Annotated in this window: 16 protein-coding genes; 10 read left to right on the top strand and 6 right to left on the bottom strand. The window is 58.9% G+C overall.

All coding sequences use genetic code 11. The annotated features are described in order from the left end of the window. Positions 1-19 precede the first annotated feature (19 nt). From AB6729_RS04870 to cobA, 5 genes are all read left to right on the top strand, one after another. Entirely contained in the window at positions 20-1,288 is a 1,269-nt protein-coding gene (locus AB6729_RS04870; RefSeq protein ID WP_371080439.1) for an MFS transporter, read from the top strand. Between the two features lie 150 nt (positions 1,289-1,438). Continuing rightward, a complete protein-coding gene (phoU, locus tag AB6729_RS04865; protein ID WP_371080438.1) occupies positions 1,439-2,128 on the top strand; it encodes a phosphate signaling complex protein PhoU in 690 nt (229 codons plus the stop codon). A gap of 9 nt (positions 2,129-2,137) precedes the next feature. Next, positions 2,138-3,889, top strand: a complete 1,752-nt coding sequence (locus tag AB6729_RS04860) for a nitrite/sulfite reductase (protein ID WP_371080437.1) — start codon at positions 2,138-2,140, stop codon at positions 3,887-3,889. A 380-nt stretch (positions 3,890-4,269) separates the two neighbouring features. Then, positions 4,270-4,911 carry a bifunctional precorrin-2 dehydrogenase/sirohydrochlorin ferrochelatase gene (locus tag AB6729_RS04855; RefSeq protein ID WP_371080436.1) on the top strand — a complete coding sequence of 214 codons (642 nt, stop codon included), beginning with the start codon at positions 4,270-4,272 and terminating at the stop codon, positions 4,909-4,911. Continuing rightward, positions 4,908-5,708 carry a uroporphyrinogen-III C-methyltransferase gene (cobA, locus tag AB6729_RS04850; RefSeq protein WP_371080435.1) on the top strand — a complete coding sequence of 267 codons (801 nt, stop codon included), beginning with the start codon at positions 4,908-4,910 and terminating at the stop codon, positions 5,706-5,708. The genes AB6729_RS04855 and cobA overlap by 4 nt, the downstream gene beginning before the upstream one ends. A gap of 133 nt (positions 5,709-5,841) precedes the next feature. Here cobA and AB6729_RS04845 read toward each other — a convergent pair whose 3' ends face one another. Next, positions 5,842-7,824, bottom strand: coding sequence for a lysine--tRNA ligase (locus AB6729_RS04845; protein WP_371081190.1), 1,983 nt, complete (start codon positions 7,822-7,824; stop codon positions 5,842-5,844). A 186-nt stretch (positions 7,825-8,010) separates the two neighbouring features. After that, positions 8,011-8,214: a hypothetical protein gene (locus AB6729_RS04840; RefSeq protein WP_371080434.1), complete on the bottom strand. Its 204-nt coding sequence runs from the start codon at positions 8,212-8,214 to the stop codon at positions 8,011-8,013. A gap of 144 nt (positions 8,215-8,358) precedes the next feature. On the opposite strand from AB6729_RS04840, the gene AB6729_RS04835 reads away from it, so the two are divergent. From AB6729_RS04835 to AB6729_RS04820, 4 genes are all read left to right on the top strand, one after another. Next, positions 8,359-8,607 (top strand): ATPase, encoded by a 249-nt coding sequence (locus AB6729_RS04835; RefSeq protein ID WP_371080433.1) that lies wholly within the window; start codon positions 8,359-8,361, stop codon positions 8,605-8,607. After that, positions 8,608-9,048 (top strand): hypothetical protein, encoded by a 441-nt coding sequence (locus AB6729_RS04830; protein WP_371080432.1) that lies wholly within the window; start codon positions 8,608-8,610, stop codon positions 9,046-9,048. A 49-nt stretch (positions 9,049-9,097) separates the two neighbouring features. Then, complete coding sequence (gene atpB / locus AB6729_RS04825; protein ID WP_047487841.1) at positions 9,098-9,829, top strand: F0F1 ATP synthase subunit A; 732 nt, start codon at positions 9,098-9,100, stop codon at positions 9,827-9,829. Between the two features lie 178 nt (positions 9,830-10,007). Then, positions 10,008-10,313 carry an ATP synthase F0 subunit C gene (locus AB6729_RS04820; RefSeq protein WP_371080431.1) on the top strand — a complete coding sequence of 102 codons (306 nt, stop codon included), beginning with the start codon at positions 10,008-10,010 and terminating at the stop codon, positions 10,311-10,313. Between the two features lie 70 nt (positions 10,314-10,383). Here the strand turns inward: AB6729_RS04820 and AB6729_RS04815 are convergent, their stop codons facing one another. Continuing rightward, complete coding sequence (locus tag AB6729_RS04815) at positions 10,384-11,016, bottom strand: phosphatase PAP2 family protein (protein WP_371080430.1); 633 nt, start codon at positions 11,014-11,016, stop codon at positions 10,384-10,386. A 412-nt stretch (positions 11,017-11,428) separates the two neighbouring features. On the opposite strand from AB6729_RS04815, the gene AB6729_RS04810 reads away from it, so the two are divergent. Next, on the top strand, positions 11,429-13,975 hold the full coding sequence (locus AB6729_RS04810; RefSeq protein WP_371080429.1) for an ABC transporter permease: 2,547 nt from the start codon (positions 11,429-11,431) through the stop codon (positions 13,973-13,975). Between the two features lie 152 nt (positions 13,976-14,127). Here AB6729_RS04810 and AB6729_RS04805 read toward each other — a convergent pair whose 3' ends face one another. The 3 genes from AB6729_RS04805 to AB6729_RS04795 all read right to left on the bottom strand — a co-directional run bounded on the left by AB6729_RS04805 (position 14,128) and on the right by AB6729_RS04795 (position 18,319). Next, on the bottom strand, positions 14,128-14,955 hold the full coding sequence (locus AB6729_RS04805) for a TIGR03435 family protein (RefSeq protein ID WP_371080428.1): 828 nt from the start codon (positions 14,953-14,955) through the stop codon (positions 14,128-14,130). Between the two features lie 186 nt (positions 14,956-15,141). Beyond that, positions 15,142-16,692 (bottom strand): NADH-quinone oxidoreductase subunit N, encoded by a 1,551-nt coding sequence (locus AB6729_RS04800; protein WP_371080427.1) that lies wholly within the window; start codon positions 16,690-16,692, stop codon positions 15,142-15,144. 1 nt (position 16,693) lies between these two features. Next, positions 16,694-18,319 (bottom strand): NuoM family protein, encoded by a 1,626-nt coding sequence (locus AB6729_RS04795; protein ID WP_371080426.1) that lies wholly within the window; start codon positions 18,317-18,319, stop codon positions 16,694-16,696. Positions 18,320-18,335 lie beyond the last annotated feature (16 nt).

Below are 18,335 nucleotides of genomic sequence, written 5' to 3'. Positions count from 1 at the left end.
GGTACCATTCCTTTCACACATGGCTTCCGGAATCGTGCAACAGTGGCGTGGGCTCACGTCGCCGCAGAAGAATGCTTTTATCGCCTGCTTCCTTGGGTGGGCGCTGGACGCGTTTGACTTTTTCATCCTCACCTACTGCATCACGGCCATCGCGGGTGACTTTCACACCACCGTCGAAACGGTGACGGAAGCCCTCTTCTGGACGCTGGTCATGCGTCCCGTCGGCGCGCTGATCTTCGGCGCCATGGCAGAGAAATTTGGACGACGGCCCACGCTGATGGTCAACATCATCAGTTTCTGCGTCTTTGAAGTGGCCTCAGGCCTGGCCCCCACCCTGGGCTGGCTGCTCGTCTTCCGCGCCCTCTTCGGCATTGCGATGGGCGGCGAATGGGGTGTGGGTGCAGCGCTTGCCTTTGAAACGTTGCCGGAAAAAGGCCGTGGCTTCTTCTCCGGTTTGCTGCAGGAAGGTTATGTTGTCGGTAACCTGCTCGCGGCAACAGTCTACGGCCTAGTGTTCCCGCATCTTCACGGCACTGGCCTGCTGGTCAACTGGCGCGTCATGTTCTTCATCGGCGCCCTGCCATCCATCCTCGTCTTTTATATCCGCAGCAAAGTCGAGGAATCACCGGCCTATCGGAGCGGGCAGGCCAAAGCCGTCAAGCCCACCATCAACCTGGGCGACATCGCACATTACCTGCCCACATTCCTCTTTCTTGTCATCCTCATGACGGCCTTCACTTCCTTCAGTCATGGCTCGCAGGATCTGTATCCCACCTTCCTGCAGAAGGCGAAGGGCTTTGCCCCGGCGCGGGTCGGCTGGGTCAGTGACGTCGGACATATCGGTGCACTCCTCGGCGGCATTACCTTTGGCACCTTGTCTGAGCGTTGGGGCCGACGCCGTTCCATCGTCATCGCAGCGCTGCTCGCCATCCCCATGATTTACCTTTGGGCCTTCACCCGCGAAGCTGTCCTCGTGGCCGCCGGTGGCTTCCTGATGCAGTTCATGGTGCAGGGTGCCTGGGGCATCGTTCCGGCGCATCTCAACGAACTGTCTCCCGCCGCTGTCCGCGCCACCTTTCCGGGACTGGCTTACCAGCTTGGCAATCTGCTCTCCTCGCGCAACGCGAAGTTCCAGACAACTCTCGCCCGCAAGTACTTTCACGGCGATCTGACCCCCGTCCTCGCTTGGACGGTCGCGATCGTCGCGGTTGCCGTGGCTCTCCTTGCGGGGCTGGGCAGGGAAGCCAAGGGGCAAAGTATGTCCTCCGTGGAGGACATACCCGCCTAAGCGCTACCGAAAGTCCTCTCGCGTCAGTATTTAAAATGAGAACTGGTCCTACCACTGCGAGTCGTAATCTCAAGTTTTAGCCCATTTTTTGTGAAAAGTTGGCACGGAAATCAATTTTCCGCGACAATAGAGCATAGGGAACCCCTAACCATGCCGCGTATTCATTTCCAGCAACAACTCGCTATGCTCAAGGACAAGCTGTTGGCTATGGCAGCGCTGTCACAGCAGGCGCTGGAGCTGTCCGTGGAGGCCTATCTGCAGCGTGACGCCGGTCTCTGCACTCACGTCGATGACATTGAGCAGGCCATCAACGCCGCCGAGCGTGGTGTGGACGAAATGGCGTATGAGCTTCTGGCCAAGGAGCAGCCCATGGCGATGGATCTCCGTTTCCTCATGGCCGTCATCAAAATTAATGGCGATTTGGAACGCGTAGGCGATCAGGCTGCCGCCATCGTCAAACGTTGTGCAGAGTTGCAGAAGACAAACCCCGACGCGGGTCCCGAAAATCTTCCCGGTCACCTTGCCGCAATGGGCGCGCTCTCCGTCAAAATGATCCGCCGCGCCATCCGTTCCTTGCTCGAAGGCGACCCGGTTCTCGCAGAAAAAGTCCTTGCCATGGATGACGAGATGGATCGCCTCAATCACGAAACGCAGGCTGCCCTCCGCGACGAGATGGCACGCCGCCCGGAGATCACGGAGAACGCACTTAACTCCATCATCGTGGCGCGCAACCTGGAACGCAGCGCCGACCACGCCACCAACATCGCCGAAGATGTCATCTTCTGGGTGCGAGGTTCTGACGTGCGCCACAACGACATTGCCGCAGCCGCGGCGCAGTAGAAGGGAATCATGGTAGACGAAGTCCAGAGCAACACCACGCAGACCGTAGCCCCAGCAAAGCCCGCCGTCGAAAAGAAAGAGACGAAGGCGCAGAAGATGGAGCGCCTCAAGGTTGAAAAGAACCCCTGGGAGCACTGGGATGAGGTTGTCGCCTTCGCGAAAGAAGGCCGTGAATCCGTCGTGCCCGACTGGGCTGGCGCTTACTTCAAGTGGTGGGGCATTTACACGCAGGGCGACGGCATTGGTGCCGTAGGCGGCGTGGGTGGCGAAGGCAAGGCCACGGAATTCTTCATGATGCGCGTTGGCATTCCTAACGGCATTCTCACCAGCGAACAGACTCGTGTCCTCGCCGACCTCGCGCGCGATCACGGTCGCGACCTTGCTGACATCACCACCCGCCAGAACATTCAGTATCACTGGCTCACCATCGAGTCGCTGCCCATCATCGTCGATGCGCTTGCCAAGGTCGGCCTCTCACCCAAGGGAGCCTGCGGCGACGTCGTCCGTAACGTCACTGGCTGCCCCCTCGCAGGCCTGCACAAGCACGAGCTCATTGACGCCGCACCGTTGGCAAAGAAGGTCGCTGCCTTCCTCACTGGCCACCCGGATTTCGTCAACCTGCCGCGCAAGTTCAAGATCACTGTCACGGGCTGCCCCGAATGGTGCTCTTACCCGGAGATCAACGACATTGGCCTCACCGGCGTCGAGCGCACCATCAACGGCGTCCGTGAAGTCGGTTACGCCGTGCGTGTTGGCGGTGGCCTCTCCAAGGAGCCGCATCTCGCCCTACGCCTCAACGCCTTCGTCAAGCCCGATCAGGCGGAAGACGTCTGCTACAAGATCGCCGAGATCTACCGCGACCAGCAGGGGACTCTGCGCGAAAACCGCATGACCGCCCGCCTGAAGTACATGTTCATGAAGGACGGCTGGACCGCCGAAACCTTCCTCGCGGAACTGGAGCGCAAACTCGGCTATAAGCTGGACCCGGCGCCCGCGGAAGTCGTCCCATCCGACATCTACCGCGATCACACCGGCGTCATCCCGCAACAGCAGCCGGGCCTCTCCTCTGTCGGCATCACAGTTCTTCGTGGCCGTATGGATGCTGCCCAGCTTCATGCCCTGGCTGACCTCGCTGATGCATACGGCGACGGCAAACTCAGCCTGACGATTCAGCAGAACGCCATTATTACCAGCGTTTCCAATGAAAAAATTCAAGCATTGGTTGAGAAAATCAATGCACTCGGACTGCATGTCGAAGCCACCAACTTCTGGCGTGGCACCGTCGCGTGCACCGGCACGGAGTTCTGCAAACTCGCCATTGCAGAAACCAAGAGCTTCTCCCGCTGGCTAGTCGACGAGATGGAGGAGCGTGTCCCCAACTTCGACCAGCAGCTCCGCATCAATGTCACCGGCTGCCCCAACAACTGCGGCCAGGCGTGGATCGCCGACATCGGTCTCGAAGGCAAGAAGGTCAAGCATGAAGGCCAGATGGTCGATGCATTCTACTTCTGCCTGGGGGGTGCCCTCGGCGAACACGCCGGCTTTGCGCGCGCCATCGGCTACCGTGCCCCGGCAACGGAGGTTCCGGTTGCTATGGAGCGTCTGCTGAAAACCTATCTTAGCCACCGGACGCCGAACGAAAACCTCCGCCAATACTTTGCCCGCTTCTCTGACGAAGAGCTGCGCGGCCAACTTGCAGGCGCAGTAGTCGCCGCCGCCGAACGCGACAAGCGCAGCGGTCGCCCACCTGCGAAGATGTAACGTTGTCTCAGGAAGTTGTGTTGCTTTGCTCAGGATGACTGGTTCAGGTGAGCCGTCATTCTGAGCAAAGCGAAGAACCCCGAAGAGCTCTGAAACCTACGACTGCTCTGGGGTCAGGAACGGAACCGGGGTGCCAAGGTTCGCGAAGCTAGCCTGGGCATTCGCGCAAAGCACGAACCATTTTCGAAGCGGTAGGCTCTGGCGAAGATGGAGCGCTCAGTAGATGGAACTCTAAAAGGAAAGGCAGGGCAGTAGCCTTGCCGAAAGCATTAAGCGCCAAAGGCGCGCCGACATCTTAGCCCAGGCCGAAGGCCCAGGTTCCGGTCCCAACAGCCACCAGAGGGCTGAAAGCCCGCTCGACAGGCCCAAGGAAACCACTCATGTCACTCTTCCCAATCTTCCTGAAACTCACCAACCGCCCATGCCTCGTCGTCGGCGCAGGATCGATTGCGGAATCCAAAATCCAATCCCTCCTCGACGCCGAGGCCCAAGTCACCGTCGTTGCCACCCGAGCCTCATCCAAGGTCCAGCAACAGGCCGAATCCGGAGAAATCACCCTCCACCTTCGCCCCTTCGAAGACAACGATCTCGAAGGCATGTACCTGGCCGTAGCCGGAACCGACGTCCCTGAGGTCAACCGCGCTGTCTTCGCCGGAGCACAAGCCCGCGGCATCCTCGTCAACGCGGTCGACGACCCACCCTACTGCGACTTCTTCTTTCCATCCATCGTGCGCCGAGGCGATCTCCAGATCGCCATCTCCACCGCGGGGGAAAGCCCCGCGTATGCCATGCAGCTTCGCAAAGCATTGAACGAAGCGCTGCCGCACGATATTGGCCCGTGGCTGGAAGAACTCGGACGCTTGCGCCGCGAAGTCCTGCAGATGGAGCCTCTCGGCGAACCGCGCAAACAACTTCTGCATCAGCTTGCACAGCGCGAAGTCTGCGGAGCCGAAGCCTGCCCCTCCCGCCAGATCGCAAGACAGCACGCCCGCGAACATTACCCTGCAGAGGCATCCCGATGAGCGCACAAAAGGGAACAGTCTATCTCGTAGGAGCAGGCCCGGGCGACCCCGATCTTCTCACGCTCAAAGCGGCACGCCTTCTCGCCACCGCGGATGTTGTCCTCCACGACGACCTCGTCCCCGAAGCCATCGTCGCCCTCGCCCACCCGAGCGCGCTCATCACCAGCGTTGGCAAGCGCTGCGGACGTCCCCGTATCACGCAGGCAGGCATTCACGAACTCATGATCGACTCCGCACGCCGCAACCTCAGCGTCGTGCGTCTCAAGAGTGGGGACCCGCTTGTCTTTGGTCGCGCCGCAGAAGAACTGAACGCGCTCCGCGAAGCGAACATCCCGGTAGAAGTCATCCCCGGAGTCTCCGCAGTCTTCGCTGCAGGAGCCACACTGCAACTCCCGCTGACAGACCGCCGCAGCGCCTCCAAACTGATCCTGATCAGCGGTTCGCACGCGGCAGACAAGACGAATCCGCCGCCCATGTGGCAAGGCCCATTGCCAGAGGACGCAACGCTGGCCATCTATATGCCGGGTCGCAATCTGAAAACCCTTGCTGAAGACCTGAGCAAGCACGGCGTCCCCGCGGACATGCCATGTGTGGCAATCTCTTCGGCCGCCACATCGCAGCAAACGGCCGTTGCGGCAACCCTCGGAGATTTCGGCAACCTGCAACCGGGCCACGCCCCGCTGCTTATCCTCATTGGTCGAGCTATGAGCCCGATGCTGCAAGGTAAACAGGACCCCGAGTCACGACGCCTACTCGACACGGCGGTATCGACACTCGCGCAAACGCCGTCGTCCTAAGTGAAGCTTTGGTCAAGTGAAGTGTTGAGATTCTTCCGCTTCGACGCTTCGCGAATAGAACGTGGCATGAGTTCCATCTGCGAATTGGAAACAGGAAACGGCCTCTTGTGAGGCCGTTTCGTTTTGGGGCTGGTTACTTGGCTTCTTCTTTGTCCTGCGTTTTTTTCGCGGGTCGCAGGAGGGGGAAGAGGATGACATCGCGGATGGAGCGCGAGCCGGTGAGGAGCATGGTGAGGCGGTCAATGCCGATGCCTTCGCCGCCGGTGGGCGGCAAGCCGTAGCGGAGGGCGCGAACGTAGTCCTCGTCCATGTCGTTGGCTTCGTCATCACCTGCGTTCTTCTGGGCCATCTGGTCTTCGAAACGCGCGAGCTGGTCTTCGGAATCGTTCAACTCGGAGAAGGCGTTGCCGATTTCGAAGCCGCCGATGTAGAACTCGAAGCGCTCGGTCCAGTCTGGTTCGTTGGGTTTCACCTTGCTCAACGGGCTGACGGCTAGGGGGAAGTCGTAGATGATCGTTGGCTGGATGAGGTGTTGCTCAGCCACTGCTTCGAAGACCTCGGATACACCTTTACCCCATGGAACGTCTTCGGATGCTGCGAGGACAATCTGGAACTTCTTCGTGTAACGAGCATGTTGATCAGATAGTTCAGATGCGGAAGGTTCCCAATCATTCTGCTCTTTTTGCGTCTCTTTGAGCTGTGCTAACGCTTGGAAGAGGAGATCGCGCGACTCTTTATCATTAGGAGTTGTTTCGTCTGACTTGAACCGTTCGTACCAAGCTCTGAAAGCCGATTCTGATGCAAAATCGGACAGCATTGGTGCTGGACCTAAAAGATCATCCCAAAAGCGCACAATGGCTTCCTTCATCGAGAGTCGGGTCCACTTGCCGAGGTCGATCTGGACTTCTTTGCCTGCATCGGGTCCCTTTGGCAAAGGGAAGTTGATGAGCGTTGTGCCGTTCACTTCGTTCGCGACGAAGGTGATGATCTCTTCGGTGAGGTCCATCAGGTCGTGGTAGTTGGCGTAGGCCTGGTAGAACTCCAGCATGGTGAATTCGGGGTTGTGCTGGGTGCTGATGCCTTCGTTGCGGAAGTTGCGATTGATCTCGTAGACGCGGTCCATGCCGCCGACGACGAGGCGCTTCAGATAAAGCTCTGGCGCAATGCGCAGGAAGAGGTCTAAGTCGAGCGCGTTGTGATGCGTGACGAAGGGACGTGCTGCTGCGCCGCCCGCTACAGGCTGCATCATGGGTGTTTCCACTTCGATGTAGCCGCGGCTATCGAAGAAGGTGCGCAGGGCCTTGAGGATCTGGGCGCGCTTGACGAAGACTTCGCGGGCGGGGAGGCGCTTCATGGGCGCTGTGGCTGCTGCGATGGCTTCGGGGTTGGTGGAATCCCATGTCTCAGAATCGAGACGTGGGGCACCCGCACCCGGCAGGTCGTTGACGGACGGGCTGAAGTTCGTCCCTTCCGAAAGCGGATCGCGCTGTGCGCGATTACCCAGGTTAGCTTGCGGCGAACCTGGGGCACCCGGTTCCGTGGTTTCGTTTGCGTTGATTGGAGGCTCGGCGGCGTCTTCGCCGGTGTCCATGAAGAGGTCGACGTAGCGCTGGCGGTAGCGGAGTTCGATGTCGGTGAGGCCGTGGAACTTGTCGGGGAGCGCGACCATTGCTTTCGACAGGAACGTCAGCGATTCGACATGCACAGTGAGTTCGCCGGTGCGCGTGCGGAAGAGGAAGCCGGTGACGCCGATGTGGTCGCCGAGATCGAGGAGCTTGTAGAGCTCGAAGGCGGGTTCGCCGACGTCGTCTTTGCGGACGTAGATCTGGATGCGAGCGCCGTTGTTCTGCAGCACGGCGAAGCCTGCCTTGCCCTGGCGGCGATGAGCCATGACGCGGCCTGCGACGGCGACGTGTGGTTTGTCGGCTTCGAGGAGTTCGCCGGTGGTGTCGGCGTAGGTGCCGATGATCTGCGGCGCGGTGTGGGTGAAGGCGAAGCTGTTGGGGTAGGTGGCTTCGAGCCTTGACAAGCCTGCCTGTGCGCCTAATTCGGCGATCTTGTCGAGTTTTTCCTGGCGCTCTTTGAACAGGCGCTCTTCAAAGTCGGATGCGAACAACAACGGTGAGCCTCTTTCTATCGAGGTTCAGTATAAAGTTTCGCGGGTACTTCGTACCGTTCTTGAAACGCTGCGCGTTTGAGGTTCGTTGGGGCTGTGGATGAAAGCGCGACGCACTCGTGGATGTTGAGAGTGCGTCGGGATTCTTCGCTTTGCTCAGAATGACAAGGTGCGGATGAGCAAAAGTTAAGTCGCTTTGCGCTGGAAGTTGGTCTTCTTGAAGCCAGCAGATGTGGACTTGCCGCCGCCCGTGGCGCCGAGGTTGAAGTTCTGCTTGCCGCCGCCGTTCTTCTGGGCTTCCAGCTTTTCGCGGAGGGCCTGCAGCTTCTGCGCCTTGGGGCCGAGGCCGGTGACGCGGGGTGCGGTGGGTTTTGGTGTGTCAGTACTCATGGAAAACATGGTAGCGGCGTACGAAGCGGTGTGCAACGCATGACGCCAGGACTTTTGGGATTTTAAGTACACGCCTTCTGCTCGGCAAAAGCCGCTGTTGAAGTCGTGGAGATAGCGCGATGGCGTGATGTAATGGAGGTCGCGATGAGCGGAGACGGCAACATTCCGGGCAAACCGAAGGGCGCGCTGGGCGATCTGGTGAAGGCTGAGACGATGATTCAGCTTGCGCTGGCGCTGCCGATTGGGTGCGTGGTGGGTTGGCTGCTGGGATCGCTGGTGGACCATCACTATGGCACGCGGTATGGCGGCATAATCGGCATTCTGATTGGAGCCGTTGGCGGGTTTATCAAGATTTTCCAGACCGCGCAGAAGTACATGAAGGACAACAACTAAGTGGAACCAACAGAGATTCCCGCGAGCTTTACGGACGCGGATGCGCGCGCGGTGATCGCGCGGAGTGTGAAGATCGTGGCCGTGCTGGCGGTCATTGGTGTGGTGCCGGCGTGGATCAAGGGCGGCTGGAAATCGGCGGTATTGTTACTGATTGGCGCAGCGATTGCGGGCAGCGGATTGTGGGAGTGGCGGCGGCTGATGGCCGCGTTGACGGCGAAGATGGAGCCGCTGCCGGGCGAGCATATTGTGGGTGCACGGAGGCCTTCGATCGGGTTCGCACTGGTGGGCTTCTTTCTCCGTTTATGCGCCGTTGTTGCCGTCCTATATGTTAGCCTTAAGTATCTGAATGGCTCTGCGCTGGCACTTGCAGCGGGTCTTGCGATGGGTGTGATTGCACTGACGATCGAAGGCTTGAGGTTGCTGCGAAGCGGCACGATCTAACGAGGTTTTCAGACAAGTTTTCAAAGGCCCAGGCCGACAAGAAAGAATCATGCCGGAACAGCTCGTTTTCACTCGATTTTTGAATGCGCATTTCGCCGGTCCGGTGGATGCGCTGCTGCGTGCTCTGCACGTGAAGGTGGTCTTCCCCGAGGCCCCGATTTCAAACGCAGTCGCGATGGAGATCATCGTTGGTCTGCTGCTGATTGCATACTTTGTGGCGGTTCGGGCAAGCCTGAGCGTGGACAAGCCGAATGGCATTGCTCATTCGGCTGAGATGGTGCACGAGTTTGTCTCCGGACAGGCTGAGAGCATTGTGGGCCACGGCTACGAAAAGTTTGTGGGCTACCTGTCGGTGCTGTTGCTGTTCATCCTGGTGATGAACCTGCTGGGACTGATTCCGGGGCTGATGTCGCCGACGTCGAACCCGGTGGTGCCGCTTGGCATTGCGCTGGTGACATTTATTTACTATCACTACCACGGCATCCGCTCGAACGGCGCTGGCTACATCAAGCAGTTCCTGGGACCGGTGTGGTGGCTGGCTCCGCTGATGTTCATCATCGAGATCGTTTCGCACTGCGCACGTGTGCTTTCGCTGACAGTTCGTCTCTACGCGAACATGTTTGCGGGTGACCTGGTGACGCTGGCGTTCTTCTCGCTGGTGCCGATCGGTGTGCCGCTGGTGTTCCTGGGACTTCACCTTGGCGTGTCGATCATTCAGGCGTATGTGTTCATGCTGCTGTCGACGATTTACCTGAGTCTGGCTGTCAGCCACGAGCACTAGGATTCTGTTCCCACATCTCAGAAGCGAGATGTGGGGCACCCGCTTCGGCGGGAAGTTTGACTTGGACAGCGATGCCTCTGCTGTTCAAGGCGCAGCAACCAGAAGAGTGTGAGGGGGTCAGCACGGTGAACCTCAACCACCTACTGTTCTGGCATTTTGGGGGCATTGGAGTACGACCATGAAGGTTATGAAGTATGTATTTATGACGCTGGCCACGTTGCTGATCGCATCGCCAGTGTTCGCGCAGACGGGTGCTGATGCATCGTCGAAGGGCCTGCTCTACATTGCTGCCGGTATCGGCATGGCTCTGGCTGCTGGTCTTTGCGGCCTGGCACAGGGCAAGGCGACCGCTTCGGCGGCTGAGGCTGTTGCACGCAATCCCGGCGCACGTCCGGCGATCTTCACGTTCCTCATCCTGGGCCTGGCCTTCATTGAATCGCTGGCTCTGTTCACGTTCGTGATCATCTTCCTCAAGGTTCAGTAAGCAGTCTGCGATGATCGCAGTTTTCAGAAAAGCCCTCGCTTCGGCGAGGGCTTTCTGTTTTGGAGGACGGTTACTTTGTGCGAGGAACATGGTGGTGAGCGCGATAGACGTAATGGCCGATCAGCCAACCCACACTGGAACCAATCAGAACGTCGGATGGGAAGTGTTGCTGGCCCAGCACGCGGGTGAGACTGACGCCGGTTGCTGCTGTGTAAACACCAAGTTGTGCCCAGGGATTGTGGTATTCGCCTGCGATGACGGCAGCGGAGGACCATGCGATGAGGCTGTGACCGGAGACGAAGGACGAATCCAGTTTGGAGGTGGAGGAGAAGAAGTCGCCTCTTGCGTTGTCGACGTTTGGGCGTTCACGGAAGGTGGCAACCTTGACGAGTTCACCCACGGCATACGCCTCCACCAAAGCCTGTGAGCCGAGGATGCCTGTTTCGCGGGAGCGCTCGTCGCTTTTGATCCTGCCCCATGCGTACATGCCTATAGGTGTGGCGATGGAGGTGTACAGCAGACCGTCGGATACATTGGTGGCGGTTTGATTGAAGCCTGGGTTGCGGCTGACCACATCGCGCATGGTATGCGTGTCAGTGGCGAAGGCTGCGCCGGAGGCGCCTGCAAGCGGGAGCAGCCATGTCAGGTCGCGGGGGCGCAGGTATGCGGGGGAGATGAAGATATGGACGGCGTCGGAAGCCATGCTTTTCGGGAGACCAAGGAGGGTGACCTCAGGGTGGGGCTGGTCTTCGAGGGGGATATGTTCGGGCGTTTGCCCGTGCTGTGGTAACTGCGCTGCAGAGTAGGAAGGCGCGTCTGGGATTGCCGTGCTGGCTTGTCCGTGGGCCGTGGCCGAAAAAGTAAGAAGCAGGGTTAGGGCAAGGAAGGCAGGGGTAATTTCCTTTTCTCGAAAAGAAGGGGAGACGAATGCTTTTGCAATCACGGAATCCAGATTGCCTAAATGAACCTTAATCCTTGCTGAATGCTAAAGATATGGCTTGTGCCGATATACAGTTACCTCCGGAAACACTGAGTAGAGAAAATGTGTGGCGTAATTTGGCGTCGCACCAGGTGGCGTAAGTTTACGTAGCAACACTCGAACGGGAGAGTGATGAATGGCTGCTTTTGCAGATGATGTGCGTTATGGAATCAGAAGATTGCGGCGTTCGCCGGGATTTGCAGCGACCGCTTTGCTTACGCTGGCATTGGGCATCGGCGCTACTACGGCCATCTTCACGCTGATCTATCAGGTCATTCTTCGTTCCATGCCGGTGGAACATCCGGAACAGATTTACAAGGTGGGGAAAGAGATTGAGTGCTGCGTGGATGGTGGCCTGCAGGATGACTGGCGCATCTTCTCCTACGATCTGTATCGCACCTTCCGCGACCATGTGCCGAATGCGCAGGATATGGCGGCAGTACAGGCCGGGTCGATTACGGTTTCAGCGCATCGTGCGAACGAGACAGCCACGCAGCCGGTAGAAGTCCGGATGATTTCCGGGAATTATTTTGACGTGTTGCGTGTGCATCCGTACGCGGGGCGCCTGATTCATCCCGATGATGATCACGAAGGAGCGGCGCCGGTTGCGGTGTTGAGCTATCCGGTGTGGCAGACGAAGTTTCACGGCGATCCCAGCCTCGTGGGACAGACGCTGATTCTGACGGGGCATCCAATCACCGTGGTCGGCATCACGGCAGACGGATTTATGGGCGACCGTAATTCCGCTGATCCGGTGGGTGTATGGATCCCGGTGACACAGGAACCTCTGTTTTCGGTTCGCAACCTTTCGAAGCAGCCAGCTTCGCACTGGATGGATTTGCTGATGCGTGTTCCGGACGCATCGAAAGTGCCACAGATTCAGAATGCGATGAGAGGGACGCTGGTGCAGTGGCTGCTGGCGAATCGCGATCCTCAGTCGCGCGATACGGTGGAACAGATACGGAAGCAGACCACGGAACTGGCACCCGCGAGTGGTGGCATCAACGACCTGCGCGACGACTATCAGAAGAGCCTGACGATGCTGCAGATGATTGCGGGCTTTGTTCTGCTGATTGCGTGCGCGAACCTGGCGAACCTGATGCTGGTGCGCGGTGTGGCACGGCGTCAGGAGTTGAGTGTGCGATCCGCGCTGGGCGCGAGCCGGAGTCGGCTAATCCGCGAGATGCTGGTGGAGTCTGTCCTGCTGGCAGTGACAGGCGGAGCGCTGGGCCTGGTGGTGGCGTATGTGGGTGTGAAAGGCATCCTGGCGCTGGCCATGCGTGGCGCAGAGATAGTTCCTGTGAGTGCTTCACCTTCTCTGCCGGTACTGGGATTTGCGCTGGTGCTATCGACGGTGACGGGTGTGCTGTTTGGAATTGCGCCGGCGCTGATTGCTTCACGTACAAATCCCGCGGAGGCGCTGCGTGGTGCGAATCGTACTACCGGACATAGCGGCGGCATGCAGAAAACGTTGGTCATATTGCAGGCTGCGTTGTCTGTGGCTCTGTTGAGCACAGCCGGTCTGCTGATCATGAGCCTGAACAAGCTGGAGTCTCAGAACTTCCGCTTTGAAACCAAGGGCAGAGTGATTGCCTTTATCGACCTGGCGGCGGCGGGATACAAGTACGAACAACTCGATGGGCTGTATCGGCAGGTCGATCAGGCGTTCGCAGGGCTTCCGGGTTTGCATGATGTTTCTTACGCGACCTATGGACCGATGGCATTCAACAACTGGGGTACGAATGTTGCGGTGGAAGGCGGCAATCCTGATGACAAGTTGAATGTGAGTTATACCGCGGTGAGTCCTCACTTCTTCGATGCCGTGGGGCAAAAGCTGATGCTGGGCAGGACATTTACGGAACATGATTCCCCCACCAGCACGCATGTGGCTGTGGTGAACCAGCAGTTTGTGAAGAAGGTTCTGAAGGGTGGATATCCGATTGGCAAACGGTTCGGCCAAGACCGCAGAATGAGCGGTGAGTTTCAGATTGTGGGCGTGGTGGACGATTCGAAGTACGGCAATCCTTCGAGGGAGACGCGACCGATGTTCTTCACGCCGATGAGCCAGACGTCGGACTACAGCAATATCAACGCTCCGGCGGCGGTGCTGGAGCAGGCAGTGAAGGGCGAGCAGTACAAACACTTTGCGACGAACCTGATTGCGCGTTACGACGGCGATCCTTCGATCGCGACAGCGACGATACGGCGGATCGTGGGCCAGATCAATCCCGATATCGCGGTGACAAGGCTGACAACGTATGACGACCAGGTGAGTAACTACTTCACGCAGCAGAAGCTGGTAGTGCGGTTGACGACGATCTTTGGGACGCTGGCGCTGTTATTGGCTTCGATTGGGCTGTATGGCGTGACAGCGTATGGTGTGGAGCGTCGGATTCCGGAGATTGGTGTGCGGATGGCACTGGGTGCGGATCGCAGCAATGTGGTTCGGCTGATTCTGCGGGGTGCGGCGATTCAGACGGCGATTGGTGTCGCTGTGGGGATTCCGCTGGCGCTGCTGGCTGGGCATTTTCTGCAATCGCAGCTGTATGAGGTGAAGGGGATCAACGTGAACGCATTGCTGATGGCGTGTGGCGTGATGATCGTGAGTGCGCTGGTGGCGAGTGCGGTGCCCGCGGCAAAGGCGGCAAATGTGGAACCGATGGAGGCGCTTCGGATGGAGTAGGTTTGTTGCAATTTGAGACGGGACGCGGCTCCTGATGTTCTGGGAGTCGTGTCTCGTCTCATTCGCGTCGAACCGTTATCCGTCAGTCGGCCTTTAAATTGTTCGCTCCAGCTCAGCGGACTTTCGAATGGAAGCCGGCCCCATAAAGGCGCTTAGTTTTCGGACGGCGTTTCGATGTGATCAATGACCATGACTTGAACCGAAGTCTTGGTCGGAACGAGCTTCAGTCCGATCTGCTCTTGCATCGCGGTGTAAAGACCCGGCGGCGAGTCACTCTCAGAATGAGAGTGCGTTACATCCACGGGACAGTAGCTCTGCGATTCATCGGGTAGCCATTTGAGATCGAAATCGTATCGATCCTGCAAACCAGTTTGATCGACCACGGGCTTGTCCAGAAATGCCTCTTGCATGCCTTTGGCAACGTCTGCAAGGGAAGCATTTCGAACGGTGAGAACGATCTGGCAGTTGTAAGAAAACCCTGTGCTATCGCCGGCTTTGCGTGTGCTTCGTGTGAGTTTTGGACCACCTTTGGCAATTTGGATGGCATAGGCCGAAAGTTCACGAGACTCGTAGTGGAACGCGAACTTGAAACGAGAGACGAGCAGCTTCTGAAACATCAGCCGCGACTGCGCCAGATTGGGACGGCCTATGATGTCGGGCACACCATCCAGGTCAAAAGGCATGTCAAGAATCGACGATGTGCCACTAACGATCTGCTTCTGGTGCAGGCCATACGAAAAGGCGATTAGTTCGCCGATAGGAAAATTGAATGCGACGATATGGCGTCCATTGTTTCGAATACCGGTGCCATGCGGAGCGGAAGTATCGCTTGGCTTAATGACGGCGACATCGAACGATGGAACTGCATTGGAAGGCATCGGTGGAAGCTGCGACGTCGTGTTTGATTGGGCGGGCACGGTGACGGAAAACGAGAAAACCATGAGAAGGACGATGAGCATGGGTCTTGTCACCGAGCGCACCGGTTTCTCCTTGCGATGAACATCTCGCACAATTAAACATTATTCGTCAGACCCGCTTATCCGATATGGGCTGAGCCGATCAACGGCTGGTTCTGTGCCGTAGCGCGATCAGTCGTTCTCATATCTGGATTACAAAATGAAGATGGGGCGCCGAAGCACCCCATCTGGTCGATATGTCCGTGTTGTTTAGCGCAGGGCAGCGGGATCGTTCACGGTGTTCTGTGTGGCGTCTCCCGCGGGTGCTGTTGCAATGGCTGCAGTGCGTGCGGTGGCGACGAAACGTCCGGGCCATACGCCGAGCGCCAGGGTGGCGATGACGGCGGCAGCCAGTGCGATGTAGCCGGGGAGGCGGCGACCGTCTTCGTGCGTGAACAGCGTTGCCGGGCGGCCTGCGGAGGTGAAGCTGCCGGAGGTGGGTTCGTTGGGCTGCGGCGTGCTGTACAGGCGGATGATCAGGCGCAGGTAGTAGTAGCAGGCGACGCCGGAGTTGGCGAGACCAATGATGGCGAGATTCACGTGGCCCGCGTGCAGGACGCCGGTGAACACGTAGAACTTGGCGAAGAAGCCGCCGGTGAAGGGAATACCGATCATGGACAGCAGGAAGAAGCTGAGAGCCGCACCGAGAACGGGGTGGCGGAGCGCCATGCCGGTGTAGTCTTCGCCGGTGCGGACGGTTTCCTTATAGCCGGAGATGAGCGTGATGACGGTGAAGGCACCGACGTTCATGGCGGCGTAGGCAGCGGAGTACAGCGCGGCCGCTGCAATGCCGTCGGTGGGCAGCGCCGTGAACGCGCAGATGAGATATCCGGCATGTGCAATCGAGGAGTATGCCAGCATACGCTTGACGTCGCGCTGCAGCAGGGCGCCGAGATTGCCGATGCACATGGACAGCGTCGCGATGACGGCCATGAGGATGGCCCAGCGTGGCTGGAAGATGGCGTAGCCCGAGAAGAGGATGCGCAGCAGGACGGCGAAGGCTGCGGCCTTGGGCGCGGTGGACATCATGCCAACGACCGGTGGCGGTGCTCCCTGATAAACGTCCGGGGTCCAGACGTGGAAGGGCGCTGCGGAGACCTTGAAGCCGATGCCGATGATGATCATGGCAACGGCGACGATGGCCAGCATGGGGGTGTTGGTGTTGGTAATGACCGTGGCGACCGTGTTGATGTTGGTGGAGCCGGTGGCACCGAAGGTCAGCGCAATGCCGTACAGGAAGAACGCCGTGGCGAAGGAACCGAGTAGGAAGTACTTCAGCGAGCTTTCGGTCGCAGTGGCTTCCGTCTTGCGGTAGCCCGCCATGATGTAGGTCGAGATGGACGAAATCTCCAGACCGATGAAGACCATGAGCAGCTCTGTGGAGCAGCACATGAGCATCATGCCGACGGAGGCGAAGCAGGTAAGTGCGTAGTATTCGCCCGCATGGCTGTTGTTGCCATCGAGGAAGTCCAGCGAGGACAGCAGAGAGAGCACGACCACGAAGCAGATGATGACCTGGAAGAAGACCGAATAAGCGTCCACGCGGATGGAGTCGCTGAAGGCATTCATGATGCCCAGGTGGAGCTGCCAGAGCGTGATGCCGGTGGTGATAAGTGTGCCGAGTACGGCGAACCAGCCGAGCGAGCGGCGGGACTTGCCAGCAGGCAGCAGAGGCTCCACCAGCATGATGATCACGCCGAAGAGGGTGAGGACATACTCCGGCAGAAGGGCCAGGACGTTGTTGGAGAGCGATTCGAGCATCTTAGCGTGCGTCTCCTGTGCGAATGGCCGAAGCAACGGCAGTGGTGTTGGCGGGGAGGCTCTGCGAGTAGGTCTCGGCTTCCACTTTGCGAGTGGAGTCCGCGGGAGCGGGTGTGTAGCCGGAGTAGTGGACGCCGAGCGGATCAAGCGAACGGGTGAAGGTGGGCGAAGAGAGGCCCATGAAGAGGAACAGCGCGACCAGCGGCCACAGTGCGAGGTGTTCGCGCGGCGTGATGTCCCAGCCGGGCTTTTCCGCGGTAGTGGACCCGAGGTTTGCGTAGAAGACGCGCTGGATCATGGTGAGCAGGTATGCCGCGGCGAAGATGACGCCGGTGGTGGCGATGGTGGTCCAGAGCCACGGACATGCGGTCAACGTGTTGCCTGCGGTGCCGGAGAGGATGAGGAATTCACCGACGAAGCTGTTCAGCATGGGCAGACCGACGTTGGATAGCGCCGTGATGACGAAGAGCGTGACCATCCACGGGAGCTTGCCGGCGATGCCGCCGAGTTCGCGCATGTCGTAGGTGCCGTACCGCTCGTACAGGAAGCCCATCAGCAGGAAGAGTGCGCCGCCGGAGATGCCGTGATTCAGGATCTGGTACATGCCGCCGTCAAGGCCGTTCACGGTGAAGGTGAAGATGCCCAACGTAATGAACGACAGGTGGCCGAGGGTGGAGAAGGCGGCGAGGCGCTTCAGGTCGTCCTGGATGAGAGCGACGCAGGCACCGTAGACGATGCCGATGGCGCCGAGAGCGATCATCAGCGGAGCGATGCGGTGCGACTGTTCCGGAAAGATACCGAAGGAGAAGCGCAGCACGGAGTAGAGGCCTACCTTACCGGCGAGGATCATGACGGCGGCGGTGGGCGCTTCGCTGACGGCGTCAGAGAGCCAGCCGTGCAGCGGGAAGACCGGAATCTTGACCGCAAAGGCGACCAGGAAGGCCAGGGAAGCCAACCACAGGGCTGCTGATGAGCCGTTGATGCCGTGATTTGCGGCAAGCGTGATCAGGTGTGGAATCTGGAAAGTGCCGGTCTTGGCGTAGATCCAGATGACACCCACGAGAAGGATGGCCGAGGGGATGAAGTTGTACAGGAAGTACTTCATCGCGGCCTTCTGGCGGTTATTGCTGCGGCCATAGATGGCGATCAGCAGCGTCATGGGGACCAGCGCCAGTTCAAAGAATGCATAGAACAGGAAGAGGTCCAGCGACATGAAGACGCCGAAGATGGCGACCTGCTGCAGCAGGAACAGCGAGTAAAAAAGCTTCTGGCGGTGGGTGATGCTGTTCCAGGAGGCAAGCACGCCGAGCGGTGCAAGTAAACCGCTGAGGACGATCAGCCACATGGAAAGACCGTCCACGCCGACGTGGTAGTGAATGACCGGCGAGGGAATCCAGATGCGGTCGAATTCGAAGGCGAAGTTGAGAACGCGGCTGCCCGGGGCAATTACAGACTGCGCCTGATGGAAGTACGTGGGCAGGTGCAGCGTGAAGACAAAGGTGAGCAGCGTGATAATGAGCGCTACCCATTGGTGCGATTTACCGCGCTGCGGCAGAAGTGCAAGGATTGCAACTCCGGCCAGCGGCGTGAGGAGAATCAGCGTCAGGATGAGGTCGTTGAGTGTCATAGGTCCTCGCGCGTCT

It is taken from the genome of Terriglobus sp. RCC_193, from assembly GCF_041355105.1.
GTDB lineage: Bacteria > Acidobacteriota > Terriglobia > Terriglobales > Acidobacteriaceae > Terriglobus.
Note: the sequence above shows the minus strand (reverse complement) of the source record. Positions and strands in the feature narration are given on the sequence as shown.

What these genes read in the sequence shown, in the direction of transcription:
- AB6729_RS04870 (WP_371080439.1), top strand. Translation starts at nt 20, where the DNA reads ATGGCTTCCGGAATCGTGCAACAGTGGCGTGGGCTCACGTCGCCGCAG.
- AB6729_RS04800 (WP_371080427.1), bottom strand. Translation starts at nt 16,692, where the DNA reads ATGCTCGAATCGCTCTCCAACAACGTCCTGGCCCTTCTGCCGGAGTAT.
- AB6729_RS04815 (WP_371080430.1), bottom strand. Translation starts at nt 11,016, where the DNA reads ATGGCTTCCGACGCCGTCCATATCTTCATCTCCCCCGCATACCTGCGC.
- AB6729_RS04855 (WP_371080436.1), top strand. Translation starts at nt 4,270, where the DNA reads ATGTCACTCTTCCCAATCTTCCTGAAACTCACCAACCGCCCATGCCTC.
- AB6729_RS04820 (WP_371080431.1), top strand. Translation starts at nt 10,008, where the DNA reads ATGAAGGTTATGAAGTATGTATTTATGACGCTGGCCACGTTGCTGATC.
- AB6729_RS04840 (WP_371080434.1), bottom strand. Translation starts at nt 8,214, where the DNA reads ATGAGTACTGACACACCAAAACCCACCGCACCCCGCGTCACCGGCCTC.
- atpB (WP_047487841.1), top strand. Translation starts at nt 9,098, where the DNA reads ATGCCGGAACAGCTCGTTTTCACTCGATTTTTGAATGCGCATTTCGCC.
- AB6729_RS04810 (WP_371080429.1), top strand. Translation starts at nt 11,429, where the DNA reads ATGGCTGCTTTTGCAGATGATGTGCGTTATGGAATCAGAAGATTGCGG.
- cobA (WP_371080435.1), top strand. Translation starts at nt 4,908, where the DNA reads ATGAGCGCACAAAAGGGAACAGTCTATCTCGTAGGAGCAGGCCCGGGC.
- AB6729_RS04860 (WP_371080437.1), top strand. Translation starts at nt 2,138, where the DNA reads ATGGTAGACGAAGTCCAGAGCAACACCACGCAGACCGTAGCCCCAGCA.
- phoU (WP_371080438.1), top strand. Translation starts at nt 1,439, where the DNA reads ATGCCGCGTATTCATTTCCAGCAACAACTCGCTATGCTCAAGGACAAG.
- AB6729_RS04835 (WP_371080433.1), top strand. Translation starts at nt 8,359, where the DNA reads ATGAGCGGAGACGGCAACATTCCGGGCAAACCGAAGGGCGCGCTGGGC.
- AB6729_RS04795 (WP_371080426.1), bottom strand. Translation starts at nt 18,319, where the DNA reads ATGACACTCAACGACCTCATCCTGACGCTGATTCTCCTCACGCCGCTG.